Raw genomic sequence first — 26999 nt, forward strand, 5'->3', positions numbered from 1 at the left:
CCGCACGCATCGACGAAACCTGGTGTTACCGAGGCGGATTCGCGCGAGATATCGCCGACGACCGCTCGGCCGGGACGCCGGTGCCGAGGGGCGGAACAGGAGCGAGTCGTGAACGAATGCGGTGAATCGACAGGCCGTGAGCAATCGGCAGCAGGCCCGGCGAGAGTGCGGGCTCCGGGGGCCAGGGCTCGGCAGGTTGTGTCGTGAGTCTGGCGGTAGAGGTGCGCGGCCTGGTCAAGACGTACGGCCGGGTGCGGGTGCTGGACGAGGTCGACCTACAGATTCCGGCGGGCACGGTGATGGCACTGCTCGGGCCCAACGGCGCGGGTAAGACGACGACAGTGCGCATCGTGACAACCCTGCTGCGGCCCTGTGCCGGATCGGTTCGGGTGGCGGGCATCGACGTCTTGCGCGATGCGGCGACCGCGCGGCGGCGCATCGGTCTGTCCGGTCAGTACGCCGCGGTCGATGCCAATCTGACTGGCTACGAGAATCTGCGCATGGTGGCGCGGCTGTACGGAATGTCGCAGCGGCAGGCCACCTCTCGCGCGGCGGAGTTGCTGAACACTTTCGGCCTGGACCATGCGGCGCACCGTCGCGCGGGTACCTACTCCGGCGGTATGGCGCGGCGGCTCGACCTCGCCGGTGCATTGGTGGCGCGGCCCGCGGTGGTAGTGCTCGACGAGCCGACCACCGGTCTGGATCCTCGTGGCCGCCTCGATATGTGGCGCGTCATCGGCGATCTCGTCGACGACGGCACCACGGTGCTGCTGACCACCCAGTATCTGGAAGAGGCCGACCAGCTCGCCGACCGCATAACGGTCATCGATCGCGGGCGGGTCATCGCCAAGGGTTCGGCCGATGAGCTGAAGACCTCCATCGGCGGCGACCGGCTCACCATCACGCTGGCCCCGGGCCAGGACGTGCTGCCGGCGCTGACGATCCTCGCGCAGGTCGGTATCGGTGAGCCGACCCACGATCTGGGCGCGGACGAAGTCTCCATCGTGGTCGCCGACGGCTCCCGCACCATGGTCGAAGCGCTGCGCAGGCTCGACGACGCCGGGGTGTGCGTGATCGACGCCAGCGTGCACCGGCCCAGTCTCGACGACGTATTCCTGTCCCTCACCGGCAGCGCCGCGCACGAACTCGAGCCGGAAAACGACGATGTACAAGAGGAGATCTTGTCTTGATGAGCACCGCAGTCGCGCGCGCCGAAGGGGAATCGACCGCGAAAACCGAATCCCCACCGGAGATTCGGCAACCTCACGCCCGGGTCATCCGGGACAGCGCCATCGTGGCGTACCGGAATCTGCTGACCATCCTGCGGGTCCCGACCCTGCTGGTGACCGCGACGATCCAGCCGCTGATGTTCGTTTTCCTGTTCGCCTACATCTTCGGCGCGTCACTCGGCGGCGGCCAGTATCGCGAATTCCTGCTGGCCGGAATCTTCACCCAGACAGTCGCTTTCAACGCCGCCTTCACCACGGTCGGCCTGGCGGGTGATCTGGAGAAGGGCATCATCGACCGCATGCGGACGTTGCCGATGTCGCGGCTGGCGGTGCTGATGGGGCGCACACTCTCTGATCTGGCGGTGAATATCCTGAGCCTGGCCGTCATGGTCGGTTGCGGGTATATCGTCGGCTGGCGGATCAACGGCGGGATCGTCGATGCCGTACTGGCTTTCGCGATAATTCTGCTGTTCGCGTTCGCTATGTCGTGGGTCGGGGCTATCACCGGTCTGTTTTCACCCACCGTCGAAGTCGCCCAGAGCGCGGGCCTTATCTGGCTGTTCCCGTTGACCTTCATCTCCTCGGCCTTCATCTCCGCGGAGTCGCTGCCCGGTCCACTGCGCACCGTCGCCGAATGGAACCCCATCACCGCCGTTTCCGCCGCCGGACGGAAGCTCTTCGACAACGGCGCACCCCCGAGTTTTGGGACCCCAACCGGTTGGCCCGCCGACCACTGCATCGTCTACGCGGTGGGGTGTTCCCTGGCCATCCTGGTGGTGGTCGTGCCGTTGGCTCTGCTGCGTTACCGCAAGGTCGCCAGTAAGTAGTGGTTGTCGGGCGGTTCACCGCACGAGAAAGGCCGCTTACACCATTCGGTGTAAGCGGCCTTCTTTCGTCTGACGGAACCTAGACCCGACGCCGCGTCTTCAGCAGATCGAGCCGCTCCTTCAGCAACTCCTCCAGCTCATCCTTGCTGCGACGCTCCAGCAGCATGTCCCAGTGGGTGCGCGGCGGCTTGACCTTCTTGGTCTCCTGGGTGGTGCCCTCCATGAGGGTGCCCTCCTGGCCGTTGCGGCACAGCCAGGTCGGGGGGATCTCGGCGTCGTCGGCGAACGGGACGTCGAACTCCTCGCCGTTATCGGTCCGGTACCGAGCAATCCGTCGCGGGGCCAGGTCGTGGTCGCGATCGGTTTCGTAGCTCACCGCTCCGAGCCGACTGCCCCGGAGTACGCGATCTGCCATGGTGTGCCTCTCCCTGTGTGCTCGAGTCTTGTTGCGCCGCGACCGCGTCCTTCATCGGTCAGTGCCGGATGAACGCGTGACGCTCGCTGGACCTTAGATGTAACGATCGTGCCTGCGCCAATAGTTCCCCATCGGCGTACTGGCGAACCGTTCCATTGTAGTCGGTGTCCCGGCCACCCTCCGCCACGCCCACGCCGCGCCGATAAACCGGGGTCGCGAGTCCCATTCGGTCGGCACAACCATTAGGGTTCTGCGTCATGTCGCGCCGCGTGCTGTCCTGCTGCCTGTGGTGTGGGCGGGAGATCGTCGAATCGGAGGCCGGACGTCGTCGCCGGTACTGCCGTCAGTCCTGTCGCCAACGCGCCTACGAACACCGCAACAGCTTGAAGGGAACCGGAATTCCGGCGGATTCGGTGGTACTGAGCGCCCAGGAGGCGGCCGACCTGGCCGACCGCTGGTTCGCCGCCCGCTGCGCCGCCGAGGACATCGCCACCGCAATCGGTGAGGGCGCCGACACCGAAGAACTGAAGGCGTTGAGCGCCACACTGTTGACCCTCACCCGCGAGGCGGAACGGCTGCGGTGAGTGTCGACCGCTAGCCGAGCCTGCGCTCTTCGACCGGCGTGCTCAGATTCGTGCCATTGAGATCCAGGTACAGCAGTCGCTCGGTAATCGACACCGTGACCGTGTTGCGGCGTTCGATCGCGGCTACCGCGGAATCGATGAAGTCGCGATCGAAGCTGTAAAGCGGGATCGCTTCGGCGCGGTGGATCCGCTTACCGGTGAGCTGTGCGAGTACCTTGGCCGGGTCGCGATGGGTGTAGATGGCAACGCGCTCAGCCGATTTGCTGCCGCGGTGCACGCGATCGGCATCGGGTGCACCGACCTCGATCCAGGCGGTGAGCCGTCCGGTGAGATCGCGCACCAGCACCGCGGGCTCGTCGGTGGACGACACTCCGCCGTCGCTGAAGGCGATGCCCTCTTCGTACTCGAGGCAGTAGGCGAGCAATCGCGTCAGCATGAACTCGGCGGTTTCGGACGGGTGGCGGGCAACCCGCAACTCCAACTCCTGATAGACACCACGGTCGACATCGGCGAGTTGGACGGCGAAGTTGTGCAGTGTTGCGCTCAGGGCCATAAGAGCAGGAGCTTAGTGAACGCCGCTACTGCCCGGGGGCGTGCGTGCCCGCGGCGAACAGTCGCACGGCGCTCGGGGCGTTGCGGCCGTGGGCGCGCGCCCGCCAGTAGACGGCGAGGGTCAGTAGAGCAATCACCCAGATCAATACACCGAAGGCGAACAGCGTCCGACCGTCCGGATGCACCAGCGACTGGGCCCGCATCGCCTGCCAGAACACTATCGCCAACAGCCCGGCATAGCCCGATGCGAGCACACCGATCAACGCGGCGCGCGTGCGTTCGCTCCGCAGCCACGGGTAGCGCGGCGCCAACCAGGCCAGTGCGACAACCGCGAGCAGCAAGACCTGGATGGCGTGCAGGCCGAGGAAATGCGGGATCCGCAGATCGCCGCCGATGGTGCTCCAGTGCGTGATCGGCATGCCGCCGACGCCGTCACGCGCGTCGAGCGTCGGATTGTCCACGACGGTATGTCCGGCTACCAACTCGACCACATTGCCGTCGGCGTCGCGCACCAACTGTTTCCCGGTGAACCCCATCAGGTACCCGAGCGCCATCCCGACGACGGCGAGACCGAGTCCGGCGTGAATGGCCCGCGCGGTCGGCCGATCCACCAGCCGCTGCGACGAAAGGACCAGCACGATAACGAGATTCGCGAAGAACAAGCCGGGCACGCCGGAAGCGAACACCATCTGACCGATCGAATTCACCGCATCGGCCTCGCTGTTGAAATGGCTGTAGGTCCCGCGCGCGGCCTGCACCACAATGAACCCGACGTCCACGAATCCGGTGATCGCGAACACCGTCCCCATCCACCAGGTGACCCGGCTTCCCTTGTGCGGCAACGACAGCAGCCATGCCAGGGTGATCCCGTAGAGCACGAATGCGAGCCCGAACTTGAACGGTTTGAGCCATACGGATTCGTCGAGCAGCATCCGGTTGTCGAACACCATGCCACCGGCGGAGAACAAGACGAGCGCACCCATCGTGGCCACCATCCACAGCAGCGGGCGATGGAGACTGCCGCCCGGCAGGTCCGGTACGACGGCGGGACGGCGGTGGCGCGCGGAATCGCCAGGGTCGGAAAGGGTATCGATCGTCGGCATGATCCGACGGTAGGAATCGACGACGCCCGGCCACGTCCCGCCGTGGCGCCATTCGCGGGTAGTACCGAGGTAGTAGAAATCGACCACCGGACGCACTCGCAATCCCTCATCGAATCGCGAATGCGCCGGCGGCCGAATCGAACGCGGAGCGGCGGGCGGGCTCGCTTACTCCGGGGCGACGCCGACGGCGATACCGCGCGCGCCGAGCCAGGGCATCGGATCGATCGGTGCGCCGTCGCCCGAGTGGACTTCGTAGTGCAGGTGCGGGCCGGTGGAGAAGCCACGGTTGCCGACGGTGGCGATGACATCGCCCGCGCGCACCTGCTGACCGACGGTGGCGAGAATGTCGTTCACGTGGCCGTAGACGCCGATGGTGCCGTCATCCTGCTGCACCCGCACCCACAGGCCGAAGCCGGACGCCGGACCCGCCTCGATGACGGTGCCGTCGGTGACTGCGGCGATCGGGGTCCCGATGGCGTCGGCGAAATCGAGGCCGGCGTGCAGCGCACCCCAGCGCATGCCGAAGTTGGATGTCAGCACACCCTCGATGGGACGAACGGTGCGCGGCCGGGCCGCCTCGGTGGCGATGCGGGTCTGCTCCCAGATCACGGCTTCGGGCACGGACTGCGGCATCTGGGCCTCGCGCGGGGTGAGCGCGGTGAAGGCGACGGCGCCACTGGTCCGGTCGGCCGACTGGTCCGTTTTCCCGGCCAGTGCGTCGGGTTCTACGGCGGCCATGACGCCGAGCGAGGCGCTGACGACGGCGGCCGCGGCGACCGCTCGGGTTGCGGCGCGATTGCGGCGTGAGCGGGTCGCGCCGACACGATAAGGTAACGGTACGGTCACGGGCATGGCTAGAACGTACGGGACGGCCATTCGGGTTCCGTAATCCTGTGCTAACGGTCACAGGTCAGCAAAAGCCCAGTTGATTGGTTACAACTCGATAACGACACGGTGTGGATGCATTGTCGACCTGGCGTGATGCCGTACCGCGCGGAGTTGACCGGCACGATGCCGGTCGCTCACACTGTTTCAGTGGCGACTAATGGAGTTCAAGCCATCGAAGCGCTCGCCGACCCGACCCGCCGGGCCATTTTCGAGGCATTGCCGACCGCGCCGCTATCGGTCGGCGATCTCGCGAAACTCGTCGGCGTAACCAGCTCGGCGGCTTCCCAGCATCTACGTGTACTGCGCGAGGCCCGGCTGGTGATGATGCGTCCGGATGGCAATCGGCGGCTGTACTTCCTGGATCCGCGCGGACTAGGCGATGCGCGCGACTATCTGGAGCAGTTCTGGCCCAGCGCGCTGGCAGCCTATGCCGCGGCTTTGAGCAACGCCCGCGGCGAGGGCAACACCTGAATGCTCGTGGTCAACCCACGCGGCGATAGGCCGTTCGCCCGCGATTGTTTCCGCTGGCAGGCCACGCCCGCTTGGCGAGCTGCTTGTCGACCGCGCTGATCACCTCGGTGACACCGATTCGCAGCAATCCGGGGTCGGGCGTATCTGCCATCGGATCGCCGAGCTGACCGGCCCACAGCACCGCATGCCTGCCGAGGAGATGTGGTGGCGGCCCGCCCCAGCGCGGCGGTGTCGGTCCGAACAGCAATACGGTGCGGGTTCCGAAGGCGGTGGCCAGATGCGCGACGCCGGTATCACCGGAGATCACGAGCGCGGCCTCGGCGACGGTGGCGGCGAGTTCGATGAGGTTCTGCTCGCCCGCGAGCACCCGGCCACCCGGTAGGCCCGCGCGGGCGGCGATATTCAGCGCGATATCGCGCTCGGACTCGTCACCGGTGAGGACCACTTCGCGACCGAGCACCAGCAGATGCCGTACCACCGCGGCGAACCGGTCCGGCGGCCAGCGACGGGCCGGTGCGCCCGCTCCCACGTGCACCACGATGCAATTGCGGCGACTGGTGGTCGCGACCGGTGGGACGAGTCCGAGATTGCGGCGATCGGCCACGATGCCGTCGGATTCGAGCAGATGACACCAGCGCTCGACGTGATGCATATCCGTCTGCCATTCCGGGCCCTCCAGCTCCGGAAAGGCGGGATTGCGGTAGGAGAGGATGCGTCCGGGATCGGTCTTGGTCAGCGCGACGATGCTCTCGGCGCTCGGGCCGTGCAGATTCACCGCCACTGCGGGTTCGGGAGCGTCCCAGCGCAGGTCACCGACGTCGGAGGTGGGGATCATGGAGTCGACGGAGGCGATGAGGTCGACGATCGGCTTCAAGCGATGCGGAGCGGCGAGGACGATCTGATCGTGCGGTTTCGCCCGTCGCAGCGCGCGCAACGCGGGAACCGCGGTGAGCAGATCACCGAGGCCACGTGCCTGCAGCACGAGAACAACCGCCACCCTCTTCTCCTAGCCACCCGAGACTCGCGAACCCGACCCACCCGCTTCACCCCATGGATGCACACGACGAGAGCCACTTAGGGATGACTACCCGAGCCCCCTCGGCGATAAACGTGAGCGAGTAGCTCGTTATCTGGCCCACTGTCCGAGTCGGAGGACTAACCTCTGCGATGGCGGCCAACTACCACCAAGGAGCGTTCCTATGACCTCCCGACTCAACCCTTACATCAGTTTTTCCGACTCGGCGCGCACCGCGTTGGAGTTCTATCGAGATGTGTTCGACGGCACGCTGACCATGCAGACCTTCGGGGATATGGGGGATAAGGACGCGCCGGGCGCGGATCTGATCATGCACGGCATGCTGGAAACGCCGAGCGGATACACGCTGATGGCTTCGGATACCCCGCCAGGTATGGAATACAAACCAGGTAGCAGCATTTCGATCAGTCTCAGCGGTGACGACCCCGATGAACTGCGCGGCTACTGGGACAGGCTGTCTGCCGGTGGCACCGTGACCGTGCCGTTGGAGAAGCAGATGTGGGGCGACGAATTCGGCATGTGCCTGGACCGCTTCGGTATCGCGTGGATGGTAAATATCGCGACACCCGCCTAGGGCGCGGTCGCTCGACGCGTTCGAGCAAATGTCCAGAAAACCGCTGGCGCGAGGCATAGCATCACGCTATGACGACAAACAGCGTGCTACAGGGTCCTCTGCAACGGGTTGCGCGCAGTGCATGGCAAACGGTGCTGGTCACCGGCATCCTGTCGGTGATCCTCGGTGTGATGATCCTGGTCTGGCCCGATGTGACACTGGTGGCCGCAGGCATCATCTTCGGCATCTATCTGGTGGTGAGTGGCTTCCTGCAGTTGGTGGCCGCATTCGGCACGCACACCAGCACCGGAATCCGGGTGCTCGCCTTTATCAGCGGTGTGTTGTCGATCATCATCGGTATCTTCTGCTTCCGTGACGAGTTGGAATCGATTCTTTTGCTCGGCCTGTGGATCGGTATCGGCTGGCTGTTCCGCGGTGTCGCGCTGCTGATGGCAGCGATCTCCGAGCCCGCGCTACCGGGTCGAGGCTGGGAGGCTTTCTTCGGAATCATCACCGCGATCGGTGGTGTAGTGCTGATCGTGTGGCCGGTCGCATCGGTGGCGACGCTGGCCTTGGTCGCCGGGTGGTGGCTGATCGTCCTGGGCATCATGGAGATCATCACCTCGTTCGGTGTCCGCAAGGATGCGAAGAAGCTCGCCGAGATCTGAGATCTCCGGCGTATTTCCGGTGGGGGACTGATGCTTTCGCCGTGGCGGCGCGGCTCGGGTTTTTCGATTTATGCCACGATATAGGTATGCCTAAGACGCTGCCCGCGCTGGATGTGTCCGCGCCGATCTGTTGCGCGCCGGTGGCGGCGGCCCCGGTCGACGATCGGGTCGCGCTGGAAGTTGCGTTGCGGGTGAAGGCACTGGCGGATCCGGTGCGGGTGAAATTGATGTCGCTGCTGTTGGCCGAGCGGGACGGCACGGTCAATACCCGCGAGCTGGCCGCGGCGGTAGCGCTGGCGGAGTCGACGGTGAGCCATCATCTGGGGCAATTGCGCGCCGCCGGTCTGGTGGAATCGGTACGTCAGGGCATGACCGTGCAGCATGCGGCACGCCGGGATGCATTGTCCGCCTTATGTTTCGTACTCGACCCGGAGTGCTGCGGCTAGCAAGATGCCGCGCGATTCGGCTGTCGTGGCCGATCTGCTGTCGGTCTCCGGGCGGAATCACCGGGCGGTTCGTTCCGAGGGGTCATTTGCGACGATCGACGACATGTGCAGTGCCGCAATTGATTCGGGGGAAAGCCCGAGCCGATCCCGCAGCACGGATTCGGTATGTTCCCCGAGTCGGGGTGCGGGGCGGGCCGGGACGTGCGTGCCGTTCACCGAGATCGGGGAACCGGGGGCGCGGTATTCGCCGATCTCGGGTTGATGGAGCAGGGTGAACAGGGGGTTCGCGGTGATGCGCGGGTCGGTCGCGAGTTCGTCGAAACTGCGGTAGCGCTCCCAGAGCACCGATGTTTTCGCCAGGGCGGTGCCGATCTCCTCGGCGGGGCGGTCGCGGAACCACGGGGTGAACAGTCCGGTCAGTACGTCGCGATGACGGTAGCGCGTGCCCTCGTCGGTGAAGTCCGCCGCCAGCGCGGTGGCCAGCGCGTCGACCGCCGCGGTGGTGCCGGTCAGCTCGGTGAGATCACGAAAGTGCCTGGGGGTCAGGGCAACCACCATGAAGGAGACGCCGTCGGCGCTGGTGAAGTGCTGACCGTACTGGCCGTAGATGGCATTGCCCAAGCGCGGGCGCTGCCGCCCGCACAGCGCTGCCTCGGTGAGGAAGCCGAGGTTGCCCACCGTGGCCAGCGCGACGTCCTCCAGTGGGAGGGTGATCCGGCTGCCCTGTCCGGTCGCGTCGCGGTGGCGCACCGCCGCGGTGATCGCCAGCGCCGCGTACACACCGCAGAGCAGATCCCATGCTGGCAGTACATGATTGATCGGGCCCTCGTGGTCGGCGGGTCCGGTGACGAGCGGAAAACCCGTGGCAGCATTGACGGTGTAGTCGACGGCGGCCGAACCGTCGGCGCGGCCCAGTATTTCCAGCTGGATCAGGTCGGGCCGCGTGGCGGTGAGCGTCTCGTAGTCGAGCCAATCCCGTCCGGTGGCGTTGGTGAGCAGGATGCCGCCGCCGGGTCCGCCGCCGGTGATCAGGCGGGTGACGAGCAGTTGCCCGGCCGGTGCGCGCAAATCGGCTGTGACGGAGCGCTTTCCCTTGTTGAGTCCGGTCCAATAGATGCTCTCGCCGTCGTCGGTGAGTGGCCACCGACGGTAATCGGCCGCACCGACGATCGGGTCGACGCGGATGACCTCCGCGCCGAGCTGCGCCAGCGTCATACCGGCGAGCGGTGCGGCGACGAAGCTGGAGATCTCCACGATGCGCACACCGGCCAGCGGCTGCGCCGCGGAGGTCGCGGGATTCGGCAAATGACATCATCCTCTCGGGCTACAGCGGTGTCATACCACTGACGAGCCAGTGGTCGTCGTGCTTCTCGACGGTGACGGTCACCCGGCTGGAACTGGTGGTCGGTGCGGGCACGGCGGTGCTGATGGTCACCTGGTCGATGAACATCAGCACCGTTACACGGTCAGTCGAGGCCGACAGTACGCCTGCGGATATCACCCGCGCTCTGGTGCTCACACCCTTCTCCTTGACCACCGGCACGATCGTCTTGTTCACCAGATTGCGGTAGTCGTCCTGGAACGAGCCGGTGAGTCCCGCCACGGTGGCGAGATCCTTGTCGACCGTGGCCGAGGTGTAACTGAGCATTGCCGCGACTGTTTCGCGGGCGGTGGTCGGTGCGTCCCGGTGGGCGGCGGCCGTGGCGGCGTCGCTGCGGTTGTCGCGCACGAGCAGTACCGCGGCCACGGTCAGTGCCACGATCACGGCTGTCAGCAGCGGAATCATGCTGAGCCGCATAATGTTTCGCAGGGCTGTTACGGATCGATCGGTCATGGCACGAACTCCACGTTGGACACCTTCGGGGTGCCGTCGACTTCCTTGATCTGCACGCTGAACCGGTAGGAGCGCTGTTCCTGCTGCCGAGTCTGCGTATTGGTGACCTGTGCGTTCGCGGCGACCATGACGGTGACCGCGCCGTCTTCCGGAGCCTCGGCGCCGTCGTCGGCGGCGATGGCCGCCGCGACGACCTCGCCGGTGGACAACACGTCGGCATCTCGGATGGCCTGCAGGTAGTTCCCGGACTGGCTGTGCAGTTCGTCCGCGAACGGTGCGGTGGTGATATCGCTGAGGCGGGCGAAGTCCGAATCGGCGCTGTCGCGGCGGATATTGATCAGGGCGGTGACACCGCGCCGGGCGGTGTCGACGATGGCGGCCTGGTGATTCGCGGCGGCCTCGGTCCGCCGATGCTCGCGCAGCGCCAGTGCCGTCACCGTGGTCGCGGCGAGGAGCGCGGCGACCGCGAGCACTACCGCAGCGGTGCGAAAACTCTTGCGCTCCAGCTTCGGACGAGCGAACCGCAGTCGCATGGGTTTCGGCTCCGACGGTGGTTTGCCCGCGCATGGCGTTGTATCAGTGCTCGCCACGGCATCCGGGGGATCCGAGGACTCGCACGGTGGCCCGGTCGGCCGGGTTGCCCGCCGACGCCGCGGCGGTTCCGTCATCAACGCGGTCGCAGCGTCGGTCGCGGTCAGGGAATCGGAGCGGTCAACAGTGAGGTCCATGACGCTTCCTGGGAGTCTGGTCGGTTGATGTCGATGTGGCGGTAGGGATTTCCGTCCGGCGTCAGATACATGGGGCTGCCGGGCAGATAGTGGGCGACTCCCGCGGGCGCGGGTGAGGGGCTCAACTCGAACGGCCCATTGTTTCCGGCGGGCGGTATCACCCCGTTGCGGCACTGCTCGGGGGTCGCGGCGCGCACGCCCGGGTTTTCCAGGCACGGCAGGTTCCGCGTGCCGCGCACGGCGAACTGCGAATCCTGCGGGACATTGCAGTACAGATTGGGCGGGGTATCGGGGGTACTGGTGTCGGTGGGGCTGCGGCGTTCGTCGGCGGAGAGATATCCGGTGGTGCAGGCGGCGGGATCCTGAACCTCCACGGAGAAGACGACATTGGCGCCGCCGTCGGCTGCGCCGCGTGCACCGGCGGTGTTCTCGGCTGCGATCAGGGGCGGCAGCAGGACCAGGATCTGCTCGATGGCTGGGTTGTAGGTCAGGGCGACCTGTCCCACGGTGGTCAAATTGGCCAGCAGCAGCGGCAGTGTCGGTGCCAGATTCTGGAACAGCTGGTTGGCATCGTCGGCCGCGGCCGGACCGCGTTCCAGGATATTGCGCACGGCGGGGTCGGCGGTGCGGAGCTGTTCGGTGAGATAGGCCAGATTCGCGGTCCAATCACGGATTTCGGCATTGCTGACCACCTGGGTGTTCAGCAGCGGGGTGAGTTGCTGAACGAGGGTGGTGAGGGCGTCGCCATTGGCGGCCATGGCGTCGACGAAGGTGACGGTGGAGTCCAATAGGCTCGCCACATCCTTTCCCGCACCGCCGAATCCGCGCGCGGACTCGTCGAGCACCGTGTGCAGGGTGTCGGGTGGGAGCGAGGCGAGGATCGCGCGAGTCTGCTCCAGGATGGGGCCGATCCGGTCGGCTACCCGCACGCGGTCGACGGCGATCGTATCGCCATCGCGCAGGAACGGCCCGTGGGCGGCCGCGGGTTGCAGATCGACGTATTGTTCGCCGATCGCCGACATACTGCGGACCCGTGCGGTCAGGTCGGCGGGTACGGCGACCGAGTCGATCAGCGACAGCGTCGCGGTGACTCCGGTGGGTGCCAGGTCGACGGAGGTGACGCGGCCGATCGTATGCCCGTCGTAGGTGACATTGGCGTTGCGATAAAGTCCACCGGCCCTTGGCAATTCGACGGTCACGCGGTAGCGGCCGATATCGAGTGCCGCCGGAATCCGTAGATAGTAGATGCCGGTGAAAGTCGTCGACACCAGCGCGATGATCGTGAAGACGATCAGCTGGTTGCGGACGAGGCGGGAAGTACGCCCACCCCTCGGGTCGGTACTCATCGGCCGCCTCCGCTCGCCGGTGGGGCGGCGAACGGGGTACCGAACAGCAGGCCTTGCTGCAGCCGCGGCAGCGTGAGATCCGCTTCCGCCCACAGGTTCATGTAGTCGCCGTGGATGCCGTTCGTGATGGAGACGGGCGGGAACGGGAAGGTGGCGAGCTGGTTGATATTGGCGACGAGATCGTCTCCGGTTGCGGCGATCTGCTGCAGGGTCGGTGCGAGGTTGGCCAGGTTCTGCTTCAGGTCTCCGTGGATCTGTCGTACCAGGGCGGTTCCGGCGTCGCCGAATCGAGTCAGTGCCGCGAAGGCATCGGTGAGGTCGCGCCGCTGCGCGTTGAGCACGCCGAGTGCGGGGTCGATGGCGGCGACGGCTCGACCGATGGTGTCGTTGTCACTGGACAGCTGAGCGGCGAACCTGTCGAGATTGTCCAGGGTGGCGGTTATCGCGTGCCGCTGCGAATCCAATTCGCCGAGTAGCGTATTCATTCCATCGAGCACATTGCCGATCGAGTCTTCGTGTCCAGCAATTGCTTTGGTGGCCTCGGTGACAATGGTCTGCAGATGTCCCAGCCCACCGCCGTTGAGCACCATGGACAGCGCCGCGAGCGTCTGCTCGGTGGTGGGATAGCTGCCCGCTCGCTCCAGCGGGATCACACTGCCCTCGATCAGCGTGCCCCGCGGGTCGGCCGGTGCGGTGAGTTCGACGTGGGTCGAGCCCAGCAGGCTGGTCTGCCCGATTTTGGCGGTGGCATTGGCCGGCAGCACGACGGAACCGTTGAGCGCCACGGTCACTCGCGCATGCCAGTCCTCGGTGGTGATGGTCGTGATGGTGCCGACTTCCACATCGTCGACGAGTACCGGTGAGTTCGGGGTGATGGTGGTGACGTCCGGCATCTCGATGACCACGTGGTAGCTGCCGGGGCCGTGGCCCTGCGTCCCGGGCAGCGGCAGTGAATTCAATCCGGTCCACTGGCATCCGGATACCGTGGCGCACAGTACGATTCCGCACAGCAGTGCTGCGGGACGGCGGGCCGTGCTCATCGCGGCTGTCCCGGCAGCAGAAGCTGCTGTAATCGCGGTGGGCTGTAGACGAGTTGGCCGGGACCCACGCCGGTGCCGGTGGACGGGTTGATGCTCACCGGCGGGTAGTTCATCCGCAGCGTGTTCAGTAGCGGCCCGAGGTATTGCGCGCACAGCTGGGCTCCTTGCTCGGAGGTGGCGTTCGCGAGGGCGGCGATGCCGCCGCAGATGAAATTGATGGGATTGCCGAAATTTTGGGGGCCAGGAACGCCGGTCATCGCGCCCTGCCCCGGGTTGTAGGTGTTGTAGTAGTTCGACAGCGCGGTGGGCGCGCGGTGCAGCACGGTTTCCAGCGCATCGCGCTGGGCGACGATCACATCGGTGGCGTCGACGAGCTGGCGCACCTGTGTGGTGAGCCCATCACGATGCTCGGTGACGAATGCCTGGATATCGCCGATGGCGGTGTCCAGGGTGCCCAGCGCGGTCGACAGATCGCTGCGGTTGCCCGCCAGCACCTCGCTGACTGATGCCAGCCGACCCTGGAATACCACTATCTGCTGCTCGCTGGCCGCCAGTGCGGTGGTGAACGCCTGTAGGTTGCGCACGGTGCCGAACAGGTCCGCGCTGCCGGCGGACAACGTCGCCATGGTGGCGGAGAGTTGATCGAGGCTGGACCGCAGGGTGTCGCCATTGCCGTTCATCGCCGCGGCGGCGGATCCGAGAAATCGGGCGCCGGGTCCGGTGGGGTCATCGGGCCGCGGCGCGAGCGCGCCGGTGACCCGAGACAGTTGCTCCTCCACCTGATCCCATTCGACCGGTACGGCGGTGCGGTCCACCGGGATATCGACCTCGCGACCGGCACTGGGCCCGCCGGTCCAGGCGGGGGTGAGCTGGATGAACCGGGCGGCGACCAGGCTCTGGGCCATGATCACGGCCTTCACGTCGACCGGTAACCGCAGCGACCGCGGCAGTCGCATGCGCACCGTGAGTTCGGTGCCGTGCGGCTCGATCGCCTCGATGGTGCCCACCTTCACCCCGACCACGCGAACCTCGTCACCGACGTACAGACCGCTGGTGGAGGTGAAATGCGCGGTGACGCTGTAATAGCGTGACCGCTGGACGGTGTCGTATCCGGCGACCACGACGGCGAGCGCCAGCGCGGCGGCGGTGAGTCGGAGCAGCCACCGGCTGCGGGCGCCGGGTCGAATTCGGAAGGCGCCGGGTCGAATTCGGGCAATCATCGGACCTGCGGGATCGGTAGGGGCGCCGGCGGAAGACCGAGCACCGTATTGATCAGGGGCTGTGTGTAGTCGGCGGGTACGAGGTTCTGCAGGTATGCGTAGAAGTAGGGGCCGCTCGCCACGGCGTCGCCGAGCGTGCCGATATATGTGGACAGCCCTTGGATGCAATTTGCCACGTTGTCGCGATTGTTGTTCAGCACCGTGAGAACCTGCCCGAGCTTGTCCAGGGCCGGTGCCAGGTCGGCATCGGTGTCGTGCACCAGGCCGGACAGTTGCCGCGACAGCTGGTCGATTCCGGTGATGAGCCCGCCCAGCGCCCCACTGCGGGCCTGTAATTCCCCGAGCAGCGAATTGCCGTCGAGCAGCAGGGAATTCACCTGCGGCCCGCGCTTCGCCAGTGCCGATGTCACCTGCTCGGCACCGGTGAGCAGGCCACGCAACGCGACATCGCGCTGGTTGACCGATTCGGCGAGGCGTCGCATCCCGTCGAGCGCGGGTCGCACCTGCGGTGCGGCCGCCGAGAGGACATCGGAGGCGCTGTCGAGCGCGCGGGTCAACTGGTCGAGGTCGATATCCCGGATGGCTGTGGTGGCCTCGTTGAGGATGGTCGGCAGCGTGTAACCGGAACGGGTTCGGTCGAGCGGGATGGTGTCGCCGGTGCGCAGACGGCCCACACCGGCAGGGGCCAGTTCGACGGCGCGCCGACCGAGCAGTGAGGTGGTCTTGATGGTGGCGGTGGTCGCGTCGCCGAGTGCGATATCCGGGTCGGCGGTGAAAGTGACGCGCGCGTGACCGCTGTCCACGGTGATGTCGGTGACGGTGCCGACCCGCACTCCCGCGGCCGAAACGTCGTCGTCGACGTGCAGACCGCTCGCATCGTCGAACAGCGCCCCGTACCGCAGGGGCTGGGTGCTGAGCAGCGGGATCTTGTCGAATTGCAGTGAGACCGAACAGATCGCCGCGGTGAGGACGATGCCGATGAGACCGATGCGACCGGCTTCGCGCTGGGAGAGTCGATTCATTTCCGCGCGCACCTGCCGGTCTGCTGGTCGGTCATCTCGATGACCACCGGGCGGCCGTCCGCGCCGGTCAGTTTGAACGACAGGCCGCACAGATAGAAGTTGAAGAAGGATCCGTAGGTGCCCATCCGGATCAGCTTGCGGTAGTCGTCCGGGAGCCGGTTGAGCACTTCGTCGAGAGTGTCGATGTGGTTGGTGGTCGGTGTGAGCGCGGCGTTCAACTGGCTGACCGTCGCGGACAGATCGGGGCGCACATCGGCGAGCAGGCCGGTGAACGCGTCGGCGGCGCCGTCGAGGCTGTCGACCGCGTGACCGAGGATGTCCCGGTCCTGCGCCAGACCCGACACCAGCTGCTGCAGATGGTCGAGGGTGCTGCTGAATTGGTCGCCCCGCGAAGCGATTTCGGTGAGAACCGTATTCAGGTTGGTGATCACCCGCCCGATGACCTGATCGCGATCGGCCAGCGTGCTGGTGACCGAGCCGACCCGGGTCAGCACCTCCGCGATGGTTCCCGCGCGACCCTGGAAGATCTTCAGCAATGCCATCGATAGCTCGTTGACCTGTCGCGGGTCCAGCGCTTGCAGCAGCGGATGGAATCCGCCGAGCAGGGCGTCCAGATCGAGCGCGGGCGCGGTGTTCGGCGGTTGGATGGTTCCGCCCACCGGCAGTTGCGTGGTTTCCGGCCCGCGCTGCAGTTCGAGGTAGCGGTTGCCGACGAGGTCCTCGTATCGGATGGCGGCCCGCGTGGACGTGGTCGGCCGGTCGTTCGTGGTGATCGAGAAGTCGACGTGGGCCCGGTGGTCCGCGCCGTAGCGCACCGCGCCGACCGATCCGACCGGAACCCCCGCGATGCGGACCTTCGCGCCGGGACGCATTCCGGACGCGTCGGTGAACACCGCGTGATAGGTCCGCGAGCCTCCGGCGTCGACCTGTGTGAACACCAGGATCATCGCGCCGTTCACCAAGACCATGACCAGCACGAAGATGCCCAATTTCAGTGCGCGCGACCGGTTCACCGGCCACCCCCGAGACCCAGCAGGTAGCTGACGAGGTCCGGGGTCCGCAGTCCGATCGCCTGCCGCGTCGGATCGTACGGATTCGCGCCGGTGTCGGTGACCATGTACGGCACGTTTACGACCGGGTCGGTGTAGGGCAACCCCATACAGTTCGGCCCGCCGGTCGCGTTGACCTTGGGTAGGTCTTCCGGATAGTGGTACGGCGTCGCGCCCGGTACCAGCCCGGCGAACATCTTGATGCCCGGCTGCCCGGTGTAGGCGGCGGGGTTGGCTTCGTTGCCCGCAGTGATTCCCTTGAACACGCAAGGGATTTCGGGCGAGTACAAGGCCAGCAGTGCGGTGGTGGGGTCCAGCAGCCGCAGTACGTCCGCGAGACCGGAACCGTTGTGCGCCAGCAGATCCGAGCCGGTATTCGAGACGGTCGCGGTGCTGGCGAGCAGCACCGAGAGTTGGCGCTGCTCGTCGACCACCGAGTGGCTCGTCGTGGTGAGGGCGTCCAGCGTGCGCAGCAGATCCGGTGCGATGTCCGCGTAGAGCTCCGCGGTGGGTGCCGCAGTGCGCAGCAACTCGGCGAATCCGGGATCGGCGGCATTCAATTGAGCGAGCACACCGGCGGCGTGGTCGATTGCCGCGCCGAGCCGGTCACCGCGGCCCTGCAGTGCCGTCGCCAGCGCGCCGAGGGTCGCCTCGAGTTGCGCGGGGTCGACCACGCGCAGCAGGTTGGTGAGTTGCTCGAAGACGGTATTGATTTCGACGGTGACGCGCGAAATGTCGATCTCCGCGCCGGGAGCCAGCCGTTCGACGGCGGCCGGGTGCGGCGCGTCGAAGCTGACGAACTTCGCGCCGAAGACGGTATTGGAGGTGATCTCGGCGGTGACATCGGCCGGAATCGACGTCAGCGCCGAGCGATGCACGCGCAGCGTCAGCCGGGCCTGACCGGAGCCGTACTCGATCGCCGTCACCTCGCCGACCTCGACGCCGGTCATAGTGACCTTCGCGCCGCGGTCCATGACCAGCCCGGCACGATCGGCGATCACCGTCACCGTCACCCAGTCGGCGAAGCGCTGCTGGTAGCTGCCCAGCACCAGCCAGCCGACACCCACCGTCACGACCACCAGCCCGAGCACCGCGAGTTTCAGCATTACTTGCTGCACCATTGCATCCACGCCCTATCCGGAAAGGTGGAAATTGCCGGTGCCGCCGTACAACGCGAGTGATACCAGGAGCACGACGAGGACCACCATGATCAGCGACATCCGCACGGCCCGCCCGACCGCAGCGCCCACTCCCGCCGGACCCCCTGCGGCGGTGAATCCGTAATGGGTGTGGATCAGCATCACCAGCACCGCGATCGCGATCGCCTGCACGAACGACCACGCCACGTCGAGCGGATTGAGAAAGGTCGAGAAGTAGTGGTCGTACAGTCCGGGTGACTGCCCGAAAATCACCACTGTGGTCAACCGTCCCGCCAGGAACGACGCCGCCAATGCCAGCGAATACAGTGGGATGATCGTGATCATGCCCGCCGCGACGCGCGTGCTCACCACATAGGGCACCGGCCGGATGGCCATGGACTCGAGCGCGTCGATCTCCTCGGCGATCCGCATGGCCCCGATCTGCGCCGTCGCCCCGGCCCCGAGCGTCGCCGACAAGGCGATCCCCGAGATCACCGGCACCGCGATCCGCACATTGATGAAGGCCGACAGGAATCCGGACAGCGCCTCGATGCCGATATTGCCCAAAGAGCTGAAACCCTGGATCGCGATGGTGCTGCCGGTCGCCAGCGTCATGAATCCGACGATCGCCGCGGTTCCGCCGATCATCGCGAGAGCACCACTGCCCATACTGATTTCGGCCACCAGGCGCAGGGTTTCGCCCGGATGTCTGGCCACCGCGCCGGGAGTTTGCAGAATTGCCTTGCCATAGAAGACGATTCGCGCACCGACGGCATCGATTTCGTGGTTCCAGCGGCCCAGCCGCTGCCGGGTGCGGACGAATTTGCCGGTTTCGGCGATACCCATCGAAATCACCTCCCCGAGAATCGGATTCCGGCCGCGGTCACCACGGTGTTCACCACGAAGAGGGCGATGAACGCGTAGACCACGGTTTCGTTGACCGCCTGCCCGACGCTTTTCGGGCCACCGGATACCGACAGGCCGCGATAGCACGCCACCAGTCCGGCGATCAGTCCGAACAGCATGGCCTTGACCGCGGAGATGGCGAGCTCGGTCGACCCGGTCAGCAATGTGACACCGGCGGCGAACGCTCCTGGATTCACGCCCTGCAGCAATACCGAGAACACGAATCCGCCGGTGATTCCGATAGCGCACACCAGACCGTTGAGCAGTACCGCGATCATCGTCGAGGCAACTACACGCGGTATTACCAGCCGTTGAATGGGATCGATGCCGAGCACTTCCATTGCCGCGATCTCCTCGCGGATGACTCGCGACCCCAGATCCGCGCACATCGCCGTCGCCCCCGCACCGGCGACGATCAGTACGGTCACCATCGGGCCGACCTGGGTGACCGCGCCGAATGCCGCACCCGCCCCGCTCATGGTGGCCGCGCCGATCTCGCGCAACAGGATATTGAGGGTGAAGCTCACCAGTACGGTGAACGGCACCGCCACCAGAATGGTCGGCAGCAGTGACACCCGCGCCAGCATCCAGCTCTGCTCGACGAATTCGCCGAACCGGAATCGCGTCCGCACCAAACCCCGTCCGACCTCGGCGATCATGGCGAAGAACTGACCGACTTCCCGAACCGGTGTATTGAGCCGTGCCAGTTCCATCGATCCTCCAGCGGACCACTCGGCGCTGTGGACGATGCCGACACCGGGATGGTCGAATGACTAACTATTGCGCTTACAGTGCGACCGACGATACATCACGGCAAGGGGCTTGCCCAGGCGTTTGCGATGAATTGTGTCCAGGTGTTCGCGCGCAATTACGACAGGCGAATGCGCGCTGTCGCCGGACATGAAGGGCGACAACGGATCACGGCGAGCAGGAGATATCGCCGCCCACTCGATCGAGCAGGGGGAGATGCCGTCGTAAACGGCCGTACCCGCCGAGTTCCGGCGGGGTACGGATAGCGGGTGACTACTTCGCCGCAGCGGCCTTGGTAGGACGGCGCGTGGCCGATGACTTCGTCGGCGCTGCCTTCTTGGCGGGTGCCTTTTTAGCGGGTGCCTTCTTGGCGGGTGCTTTCTTCGCCTTCGCGCCCGATCCCGACTCGAGCAACCGGCTCGCCTGTTGGAGAATGCAGTCGAGGCCGTACTCGAAATTCCGATCGTCCGGCGCCCCGCTGTGCAGGCCCTTCGAACCCGCCTCCGCCAGCAGCGGTGTGGTGTCGGGGGAGATTGTGAGGCTGTCGTAGTACGCGCCCGCGCCGGACTCCGATTCCTCGTTCTTGTCGGAGAGGCGTTGCAGCACAACCGATCCGCGCACATGCAGCTGAACAGCGGAGTAGGTCGCGACGGCGTCGTCGAGGGACAGTCCGGCCTCGACCAGATTGGCGATGACCTCCTCGGTCTGCCGTGCGCCCAGTTGCGCGGCTTCCGGGCTCAGTGCCGACCTGATGAGTATCAGATCGCAGAGAATGGGATTGGCGTTGAACGTCTCCCGCATGGTGCGGGCGTGGTTGCGCAGTGATTCGCGCCAGTCGCTCGCGACGACGAAAGGCGTGACGAAGGTGGCGTACTGGCGCAGCGCGCGGTCGGTCATGGCATTGAGCAGTTCGTCCTTCTTGCGGAAGTACCAGTAGATGCTCGTCACGCCGACGTCGAGATGTTTGGCCAGCATCGGCATGCTCAGGTTGTCCAGCGACACCTGATCCGCGAGCTCGAACGCACCGTCGAGGATGTCCCCGGGATTGAGGGATCCGCGCTCACGCCGCGGCCGTTTCTCCGCGGCTGCCCGCTTCGCCATATGTGCGCCCACCTCCGTGAAGTCCGCTCCGACGCAATCGTTTCCCGGTCCCGGGAAACCGACAGCAACAGCCATCGTACCTATAACCGTAAATCCTACTGCGATGCCTTCTATCGGCGCGTCGCGGGCCGCTGAGCCGGTGCGGGTGTCGCGCATGCATACTGACGTGGATACAGTATGTATATCTGTAAGCTCGCGACAGAGGCGGTGGCAATGGATCTGGGATTGACCGACGCGGCAGCGGTGGTGGTCGGCGGTAGCCGCGGCATGGGCCTGGGCACCGCCCGCTGCCTGGCCGACGAAGGCGCTCGGGTGGCGGTGCTCGGTCGCTCCCGCCCGGATCTCGATGACGCGGTCGAGGACCTGACCCGCCGCGGCAGCCCGGATGCCATCGGACTGGTCGCGGACGTGCGTGCCGCCGATCAGGTCGCCGCCGCATTCGCCGAACTGGGGCAGCGCTGGCACGGCGAACTCAATGTGCTGGTCAATGCGGTCGGACCGACCGTGCAGGGCCGTTTCGACATCCTCACCGACGACCAGTGGCTCGAGGCCGTCGAGGACGGCGTGCTGTCGATGGTGCGCAGCGTCCGTGCGGCGCTGCCGTTGCTGCGCAAGGCCGAATGGGCGCGGATAGTGAACTTTTCGGCGCATTCGACGCAGCGGCAGAGTATTCCGCTGGCGGCCTACACCGCCGCGAAGGCGATGGTGACGAGTGCGTCCAAGAATCTGTCACTGTTGCTTGCTGGAGACGAGATTCTGGTGAATGTCGTCTCGCCCGGCACCTTCGTGACCTCGGCGCTGGTCGATTGGGCTCACTCGGTCGGCGTCGAGAGCGACGACCCCTATCGGCTGATGGCCGAGATCGCCAAGCATTACGGACATCCGGCGCAGCTGCCCCGGGCGGGCCGCCCCGAGGAGATCGGTCCGGTCGTCGCCTTTCTGGCCTCGCGCCGCAATTCGTATATGACCGGTGCGAATGTCAATGTCGACGGCGGTTCGGATTTCACCTGAGCCCGGGCCCGGGAAGGCCGCCTGAGCTCAGACTCCGGTAGGTCGCTGAGTCCAGGTCGCGGGACGGCCGCTGAGTCCAAGCTTCGGGTCGGGCCGTCGAGCCCAAGCTTCGGGTCGGTCGCCCAGTGCGTCAGACTCGCTTGCCGTCGACAAGTGCGGTCAGCACCGCGAAACTGTCATGTGCCGCGGCACCGGCGACGGCTCGCTCGACGCCGACCCGCGACACCTCGAACGGCTGCATCCGCTCTCCGGCCTCGGCGGTGCAGACGGCAGCGAGGAAGAGTTCGGTGATACCGGCGCGATACAGCGTCCACATGCGCTCGAGGTCGACACCGATCCCGGCGGCCGTGAGCCGGGCCGTGTACCGTTCTACGAGTTCTCCTTCGATGGTGCGGAGCAGATCCGGCTCGACCGAGGCATTCGCGAAGTAGGCGATATCACGGATGCCGACACCGGCTGTCGCGATCTGCCAGTCCAGGAATCCGGGCCCGGTATCGGTGAAGAAGAGGTTGCCCAGGTGCGGGTCGCCGTGGATCAGGGTCTGCGGCTGCGCGGCCCAGAAGGCGTCGATATCCGCGCTGCGCTGGTAGAAGATCCGGCACTGGCGCTTCATCACCTCGGGTATCAGATCTCTGGTATGGCCGGTGACCTCATGGAGGAACCGGCGGCGGATGAGATCGCCGAGACGGATATCCGCCGTCGTGCGCACCGTGAGCGGCCGCAGGTCGTTGGCGAACCGGCCGCTACCCCAGAACGCGAGGTGCAGATCGGCCATGGCGTCGACGACGGCCTGCGCCTCGGTGCGCGTGACCGTATCGACAACAGTACGGAAGTGCGCGGTTCCCGACAGATCCTCCAGCACTAGGACGCTGCGGCGTCGGAGTCGATCACATTGCGCGACATAGCATCTCGGCACCCGCACCGAGGGATTCGCGCCCAGTGCGCGGTAGGCGATGACCTCGTGGGTCCCGAGGCGGAAGACGTTCATCAGGACGTGCTGTAAATAGTTGCGCGGCGGCAATTTCACGAACAGCTGCTCGGGCACCTCGCCGCTGTCGGATTTCACGGCGATACGAGCGCGCGCCGCGGTACCGGAATGCGCGTCCAGCACATGCACCGCGGTGATCGCGCCTGGCCGCAAACCGAGTGCCGCGCCGAGCCAGCGTGCGTTCACCTCGTGGATGCGCAGTGGAAGCGCCGCCGGGCCGGGTACGGTTCGATCGAGTCCCGCCCGGACGGCTTCTCGTGCGGCCATGCCGAGGCCGAGGGTGGTGTCGAGTGATCGCAAGGTCTTACCGGTGTCCCGTTTGCTGCGCCTGTTCCCGGGCGATCCGCTCGTTGTGGATCCGGACGAGTTCGCGGTAACCGATATGCTTCCACTGCGGTTTCGGCTGCACTCCCCATTGATCCTGGGCGGTCGTCTGGCCTGCGGCTTCGGGTTTGCCGCCGAGCGGTGGCGCGTTGAGGGCACCCTGGTTGCATTCGAGTGTGTCGTCGGAGTAGCGGACCTTCATCATCTCGTCGCAGATTTCGGTGATCGACAAGGTGGGCCAGCCGTACCAGAGGGCGAGGGCGGGCACGGTCAGCGAACCTTCGACGACCAATGCGATCAGGCAGACGAGGATGCCGCGCTTGAGCCACTTGTGCATTCGTGCGAACGGCGCCGTCGTACCGAGCGGCAGATCTTGTTCCGGCGACGACTCGGCGGCGGGTGACTTATTGCTCATGGTGTTCTCCTGGAGCCGGATTCGAGGTCAGTCGGAGAAGATCTCGCGATTGACCGTGTGCAGGTAGGGGATCGCGAGGAATGGCGTGATGTAGAAGATGTCGTACAACCACCAACCGATCACCGGAAGCACGATGCCGTGGAAGCGCACATCGGCGTACACGGTCATATTGACGACGTAGCCGATCCAGATCACCACACCGAACCAGCAGGTGACGATCAGCCACTGGTGGCCCCAGCGCTTCATCTGCAGGAATGCGATCGCGGCCGCGACCCGCATCGGGAATACGGTGAAGATCAGCGCGACTTCCCAGCCTTTTTCGCCGGGCGCGCCCGCGCCGCCGATCCACAATTCGTTGTAGTGCCAGAAGTATCCGGCATCGACGAAATTGCCCCACGCGGTGAAGAACACGCGCGTGACGATGGTGTGGTTGGCGAATAGATCGAGTACCCAGCCGATGCTGTTGAGGAAGGCGTCGAGGATGACCAGATAGCCGATCAGGGTGACGATGATCGGCCGGACGGACAGACCGTCGCGTTGTGCGTTGCGCTGCAACCACACTCCGCGCAGGAAGATCGGCAATCCGACGAATCCGAAGATGAAGGTGCCCATCAGCGCGGTTCCGACGGTGAGCCACTGGTCGGCCCGACGTTGCGCACGCCGGCTTTCCTCGTGGTGTTCGTCGTAGGTCACCGAGGGTTCCCGCGCTGTCTTTCCGGTGCCGCGGCGCAGGGTGAATGTCGGCATATTCATGATCGCACCTACCAGTCCCTGGTCATATACATCTGTATTTGGATCAGGAACATCGCCAGTAGAAATCCGTATATGGCGATCTGGAAAACGATGAGCGCCCGGCGGCGCTGCCGATCTTGTTCGTTCATCGAACGGTCCTCCTAGGGTGACTACACGGCCGGGTCTTCGGCGGTGAGCAGGCTGGCCGCCGCGATCTCGCGTAGGCCTTCGTTGATGGCGCCGTCGCTGCTCAGCGGCGCGAGCACACATACTTCGGCCGCCTCGAGTTCGTTCGCGCCCGCGGCGATGAGCCGCGCCGCCGCCACCAGCACACGCGTCGACGGCGATTCGAATTGGAAGACGTCATCGGCATTGCGAATGGTGTTGGCGCAGTTGACCAGTCGCCGTGCGACGGCAAGACCGATACCGGCCTCCGCGGCCAGCACCTCGGCCTCGCGCTCGGGCGGCAGATAACCCATGGCGATGGTGACGAACCGCTGTCGCAGCGAGGGCTTCAACTCCTTGAACGAGCTGCGGTAGGCCGGATTGTAGGAGCAGACGAGCATGAACGTGCCGGGCGCGGACACCACTTCGTCGGCGCGATCGAGGAACAGCGTGCGCCGGTGGTCGGTGAGCGAATGCAGGATGGCCAGCGAATCGTGCCGGGCCTCGACGACCTCGTCCAGATAGCAGATCGCACCGGACTTGACGGCTTTGGTCAGTGGGCCGTCTCGCCAGGCGACGTCGCCGCCGGATACCAGGAACCGGCCGACCAGATCGGAGCAGGTGAGATCGTCGTGGCAGCTGATGGTGACCACCGGGCGGCCGAGCAGGTGGCCCATGTGCTCGACGAATCGCGTCTTGCCGCAGCCGGTCGGTCCGGTGAGCATGACCGGCATGTGCTGCTGGAAGGCCCATTCGAACAACTGCACCTCGGTGCCGTTGGAGTAGTACAGATCGGTTGTCATCGGAACTCCGGAATTCGCAACATCATCGGTCGACCAACTCGCGGTGGATATGGGCGAGTACGCGAGGCAGTTCTTCGGCCCGCAGGATCCGGCGTGATCGGCGCGCGCCGAATACCTCGGGCAGGGGATCGACGCGGGTCGGGCCGACGGCGAGGTAGTAGATCGTGACCCCTGCGTCGTCGGCCTCTTCGATGGCGTGCGCGACATCGGCCCACGCGTAGCGGCCCTCGTAGCCTTCGTCGGACATCAGGCCGTCGCCGATCACGATGATCAGGCGTCGTTCGGAGGGCTGCTCGAGCAGGCGGCGGGTCAGGTGCCGCAGTGGCGCGCCGAGGCGGGTGTAGCCGCCGGTGATCAGGCCCAGGCTGCTCGGGTCCACGAAACGGGCATCGTCGAAGTCCTTCAGACAGCGCACTTCGACCCGGTGGCGGGTATTGCCGGTGAAGACGAACAGGGCGTGGCGTTCCCGGGCGAGCGTCATGGCTCGGGAAAGTGCGTCGGCACAGGCCAATTCGAGCCGGAAGATCCGGCCGCCGTGTACGCCGAGGGAGGAACTGCCGTCCAGGAGTACTGCGGTGGTGACGTCACGGGAACTGGGCAACAGCTCGCGGAACACCCGTGGCTCGGCCGTCGCACCGGAAATCATGTCGACGTAGTGGCCGACATACCGGTCGATATCGAGATCCGAGCCGTCCTCGAGGCCGCTGCGCATGGCGCGGTGGGTATGTTCTTCGAACCAGCGGCGGATGTCGGGGGAAACCGGTGCGAGCGGTCGTGGCCGGGTGGGGTGCTTGCGTTCCAGTACCGCGACGTGGTCGCGCAGAAAGCTTCTCGTCCAGAGGTTCCATTCCGGATAGGGCAGGCCCGCGCGTTGATCGGCTCGGATTTCGACGTCTTCGTTCTCCGGTCGGCTCGGCGGGGGAAGGTTGGTATTGCGGCTGCCGCCGTCACCGCCGACGGGTACCGACATGACGCGATAGGAGTCGCTGCGCGTCGAGGTCCACGGCATCCGGGCGTATGCCCGACGTGCCGCCACGGCCAGGCCGCCGCGTGTGGGAGCGGCCAGCGGGAGCTTGCCGAGCAGTGGATGTCCGTGAATCTGCTGCCGTGATCGCGCCAAACACAGTGCGCGGTCCAGTATTTCGTCGCCATCGAGATCGTGGTCGGCGATCTCGAGGTGGGGTAGCAGCCGACGGAGTTCGGGCAGCAGGCCGGGCAGCCGGTCGGCGATCCAGCCCGCCGCCACACCACCCTCGACGATCGACAGCGCACCCAGTTCCCGGGGTGACAGCTCGTGCAACGGGTACCGCGCGATGCGGTCCTTCGATGGCGAACACTGCAGTGCCACACCGCATGTCAGCGTTGCCCGGGTCCAGTTTGCAGCCACGGGTGGATACGGCACCTGCACGACGCTGCGAATGGGGTTCAGACCGAAACTGCGCCGCTCACCGGTCACCAGCCGCACACCCTCACGGCGACGTCCGGAGAATGCGACGGCCGTGACCGCGCAACTGCGCTCGATCGAGAGCCCTTGCACCGCACCGTTCATGACGAATATCCACTGCCGCCGGGGCCGGAGCTGCTCAGAAGGTGCCGATATTCTTCATGATCCAGTACCAGAACGCGATGATCAGCAGCACCGCGCCCCACGCGA

Annotated in this window: 30 protein-coding genes; 8 read left to right on the forward strand and 22 right to left on the reverse strand. The window is 65.9% G+C overall.

Going from position 1 to position 26999, the window contains the following annotated elements:
- The first annotated feature begins 203 nt into the window (after positions 1-203).
- Complete coding sequence (locus ACZ60G_RS09755) at positions 204-1190, forward strand: ATP-binding cassette domain-containing protein (RefSeq protein ID WP_465808868.1); 987 nt, start codon at positions 204-206, stop codon at positions 1188-1190.
- Entirely contained in the window at positions 1190-2056 is an 867-nt protein-coding gene (locus ACZ60G_RS09760; RefSeq protein ID WP_465808870.1) for an ABC transporter permease, read from the forward strand. The genes ACZ60G_RS09755 and ACZ60G_RS09760 overlap by 1 nt, the downstream gene beginning before the upstream one ends.
- 79 nt (positions 2057-2135) lie before the next feature.
- Here ACZ60G_RS09760 and ACZ60G_RS09765 read toward each other — a convergent pair whose 3' ends face one another.
- Complete coding sequence (locus ACZ60G_RS09765; RefSeq protein ID WP_387293736.1) at positions 2136-2471, reverse strand: RNA polymerase-binding protein RbpA; 336 nt, start codon at positions 2469-2471, stop codon at positions 2136-2138.
- 257 nt (positions 2472-2728) lie between these two features.
- Between ACZ60G_RS09765 and ACZ60G_RS09770 the strand changes: the two genes are divergently transcribed.
- Positions 2729-3055, forward strand: coding sequence for a hypothetical protein (locus ACZ60G_RS09770; protein ID WP_465808872.1), 327 nt, complete (start codon positions 2729-2731; stop codon positions 3053-3055).
- A gap of 10 nt (positions 3056-3065) precedes the next feature.
- Here the strand turns inward: ACZ60G_RS09770 and ACZ60G_RS09775 are convergent, their stop codons facing one another.
- The 3 genes from ACZ60G_RS09775 to ACZ60G_RS09785 all read right to left on the reverse strand — a co-directional run bounded on the left by ACZ60G_RS09775 (position 3066) and on the right by ACZ60G_RS09785 (position 5562).
- Entirely contained in the window at positions 3066-3608 is a 543-nt protein-coding gene (locus ACZ60G_RS09775) for a YaeQ family protein (RefSeq protein WP_465808874.1), read from the reverse strand.
- 25 nt (positions 3609-3633) lie between these two features.
- Entirely contained in the window at positions 3634-4806 is a 1173-nt protein-coding gene (locus ACZ60G_RS09780; RefSeq protein WP_465808876.1) for a hypothetical protein, read from the reverse strand.
- 69 nt (positions 4807-4875) lie between these two features.
- Entirely contained in the window at positions 4876-5562 is a 687-nt protein-coding gene (locus ACZ60G_RS09785; protein WP_465808877.1) for a M23 family metallopeptidase, read from the reverse strand.
- A gap of 183 nt (positions 5563-5745) precedes the next feature.
- Between ACZ60G_RS09785 and ACZ60G_RS09790 the strand changes: the two genes are divergently transcribed.
- Entirely contained in the window at positions 5746-6069 is a 324-nt protein-coding gene (locus ACZ60G_RS09790) for an ArsR/SmtB family transcription factor (protein ID WP_465808878.1), read from the forward strand.
- A gap of 10 nt (positions 6070-6079) precedes the next feature.
- Here ACZ60G_RS09790 and ACZ60G_RS09795 read toward each other — a convergent pair whose 3' ends face one another.
- Positions 6080-7066 carry a glycosyltransferase family 9 protein gene (locus ACZ60G_RS09795; protein WP_465808879.1) on the reverse strand — a complete coding sequence of 329 codons (987 nt, stop codon included), beginning with the start codon at positions 7064-7066 and terminating at the stop codon, positions 6080-6082.
- Positions 7067-7268: 202 nt separating this feature from the next.
- Here ACZ60G_RS09795 and ACZ60G_RS09800 point away from each other — a divergent pair, with 202 nt between their 5' ends.
- The 3 genes from ACZ60G_RS09800 to ACZ60G_RS09810 all read left to right on the forward strand — a co-directional run bounded on the left by ACZ60G_RS09800 (position 7269) and on the right by ACZ60G_RS09810 (position 8772).
- On the forward strand, positions 7269-7679 hold the full coding sequence (locus ACZ60G_RS09800; protein ID WP_465808880.1) for a VOC family protein: 411 nt from the start codon (positions 7269-7271) through the stop codon (positions 7677-7679).
- A 68-nt stretch (positions 7680-7747) separates the two neighbouring features.
- Positions 7748-8326, forward strand: coding sequence for an HdeD family acid-resistance protein (locus ACZ60G_RS09805; RefSeq protein ID WP_465808881.1), 579 nt, complete (start codon positions 7748-7750; stop codon positions 8324-8326).
- Between the two features lie 86 nt (positions 8327-8412).
- Entirely contained in the window at positions 8413-8772 is a 360-nt protein-coding gene (locus tag ACZ60G_RS09810; protein WP_465808882.1) for an Rv2640c family ArsR-like transcriptional regulator, read from the forward strand.
- Between the two features lie 57 nt (positions 8773-8829).
- Here the strand turns inward: ACZ60G_RS09810 and ACZ60G_RS09815 are convergent, their stop codons facing one another.
- From ACZ60G_RS09815 to ACZ60G_RS09870, 12 genes are all read right to left on the reverse strand, one after another.
- On the reverse strand, positions 8830-10077 hold the full coding sequence (locus tag ACZ60G_RS09815) for a CoA transferase (RefSeq protein WP_465808883.1): 1248 nt from the start codon (positions 10075-10077) through the stop codon (positions 8830-8832).
- Between the two features lie 19 nt (positions 10078-10096).
- Positions 10097-10606: a hypothetical protein gene (locus ACZ60G_RS09820; RefSeq protein WP_465808884.1), complete on the reverse strand. Its 510-nt coding sequence runs from the start codon at positions 10604-10606 to the stop codon at positions 10097-10099.
- Positions 10603-11139: a hypothetical protein gene (locus tag ACZ60G_RS09825; protein WP_465808885.1), complete on the reverse strand. Its 537-nt coding sequence runs from the start codon at positions 11137-11139 to the stop codon at positions 10603-10605. The genes ACZ60G_RS09820 and ACZ60G_RS09825 overlap by 4 nt, the downstream gene beginning before the upstream one ends.
- Before the next feature lie 161 nt (positions 11140-11300).
- Positions 11301-12680, reverse strand: a complete 1380-nt coding sequence (locus ACZ60G_RS09830) for an MCE family protein (RefSeq protein WP_465808886.1) — start codon at positions 12678-12680, stop codon at positions 11301-11303.
- Positions 12677-13720: an MCE family protein gene (locus tag ACZ60G_RS09835; protein WP_465808887.1), complete on the reverse strand. Its 1044-nt coding sequence runs from the start codon at positions 13718-13720 to the stop codon at positions 12677-12679. Before ACZ60G_RS09835 ends, ACZ60G_RS09830 begins: the two co-directional genes overlap by 4 nt.
- Complete coding sequence (locus ACZ60G_RS09840; RefSeq protein WP_465808888.1) at positions 13717-14940, reverse strand: MCE family protein; 1224 nt, start codon at positions 14938-14940, stop codon at positions 13717-13719. The genes ACZ60G_RS09835 and ACZ60G_RS09840 overlap by 4 nt, the downstream gene beginning before the upstream one ends.
- Positions 14937-15962, reverse strand: a complete 1026-nt coding sequence (locus ACZ60G_RS09845) for an MCE family protein (protein ID WP_465808889.1) — start codon at positions 15960-15962, stop codon at positions 14937-14939. The genes ACZ60G_RS09840 and ACZ60G_RS09845 overlap by 4 nt, the downstream gene beginning before the upstream one ends.
- Positions 15959-16975 carry an MCE family protein gene (locus ACZ60G_RS09850; protein WP_465808890.1) on the reverse strand — a complete coding sequence of 339 codons (1017 nt, stop codon included), beginning with the start codon at positions 16973-16975 and terminating at the stop codon, positions 15959-15961. The genes ACZ60G_RS09845 and ACZ60G_RS09850 overlap by 4 nt, the downstream gene beginning before the upstream one ends.
- The gene (locus ACZ60G_RS09855; RefSeq protein WP_465808891.1) at positions 16972-18132 is read right to left on the reverse strand and encodes an MCE family protein; all 1161 of its coding nucleotides are present in this window, start codon (positions 18130-18132) and stop codon (positions 16972-16974) included. The genes ACZ60G_RS09850 and ACZ60G_RS09855 overlap by 4 nt, the downstream gene beginning before the upstream one ends.
- Positions 18133-18144: 12 nt before the next feature.
- A complete protein-coding gene (locus tag ACZ60G_RS09860) occupies positions 18145-18996 on the reverse strand; it encodes an ABC transporter permease (protein ID WP_465808893.1) in 852 nt (283 codons plus the stop codon).
- A gap of 5 nt (positions 18997-19001) precedes the next feature.
- Positions 19002-19769, reverse strand: a complete 768-nt coding sequence (locus ACZ60G_RS09865) for an MlaE family ABC transporter permease (RefSeq protein ID WP_465808895.1) — start codon at positions 19767-19769, stop codon at positions 19002-19004.
- Between the two features lie 310 nt (positions 19770-20079).
- On the reverse strand, positions 20080-20907 hold the full coding sequence (locus ACZ60G_RS09870; RefSeq protein ID WP_465808897.1) for a TetR/AcrR family transcriptional regulator: 828 nt from the start codon (positions 20905-20907) through the stop codon (positions 20080-20082).
- Between the two features lie 213 nt (positions 20908-21120).
- Between ACZ60G_RS09870 and ACZ60G_RS09875 the strand changes: the two genes are divergently transcribed.
- Positions 21121-21918: an SDR family NAD(P)-dependent oxidoreductase gene (locus ACZ60G_RS09875; RefSeq protein WP_465808898.1), complete on the forward strand. Its 798-nt coding sequence runs from the start codon at positions 21121-21123 to the stop codon at positions 21916-21918.
- 130 nt (positions 21919-22048) lie between these two features.
- Here the strand turns inward: ACZ60G_RS09875 and ACZ60G_RS09880 are convergent, their stop codons facing one another.
- The 5 genes from ACZ60G_RS09880 to ACZ60G_RS09900 form a co-directional block, all read right to left on the reverse strand.
- Positions 22049-23206: a phosphotransferase gene (locus ACZ60G_RS09880; RefSeq protein WP_465808899.1), complete on the reverse strand. Its 1158-nt coding sequence runs from the start codon at positions 23204-23206 to the stop codon at positions 22049-22051.
- Positions 23207-23210: 4 nt separating this feature from the next.
- The gene (locus tag ACZ60G_RS09885; RefSeq protein WP_465808901.1) at positions 23211-23645 is read right to left on the reverse strand and encodes a hypothetical protein; all 435 of its coding nucleotides are present in this window, start codon (positions 23643-23645) and stop codon (positions 23211-23213) included.
- A 27-nt stretch (positions 23646-23672) separates the two neighbouring features.
- Positions 23673-24392: a hypothetical protein gene (locus tag ACZ60G_RS09890; RefSeq protein WP_465809177.1), complete on the reverse strand. Its 720-nt coding sequence runs from the start codon at positions 24390-24392 to the stop codon at positions 23673-23675.
- A gap of 155 nt (positions 24393-24547) precedes the next feature.
- Positions 24548-25345, reverse strand: coding sequence for an AAA family ATPase (locus ACZ60G_RS09895; RefSeq protein WP_465808902.1), 798 nt, complete (start codon positions 25343-25345; stop codon positions 24548-24550).
- 22 nt (positions 25346-25367) lie between these two features.
- A complete protein-coding gene (locus tag ACZ60G_RS09900; RefSeq protein ID WP_465808903.1) occupies positions 25368-26894 on the reverse strand; it encodes a nitric oxide reductase activation protein NorD in 1527 nt (508 codons plus the stop codon).
- Positions 26895-26999 lie beyond the last annotated feature (105 nt).

The sequence above is a fragment of the Nocardia sp. NPDC102475 genome (assembly GCF_055584605.1).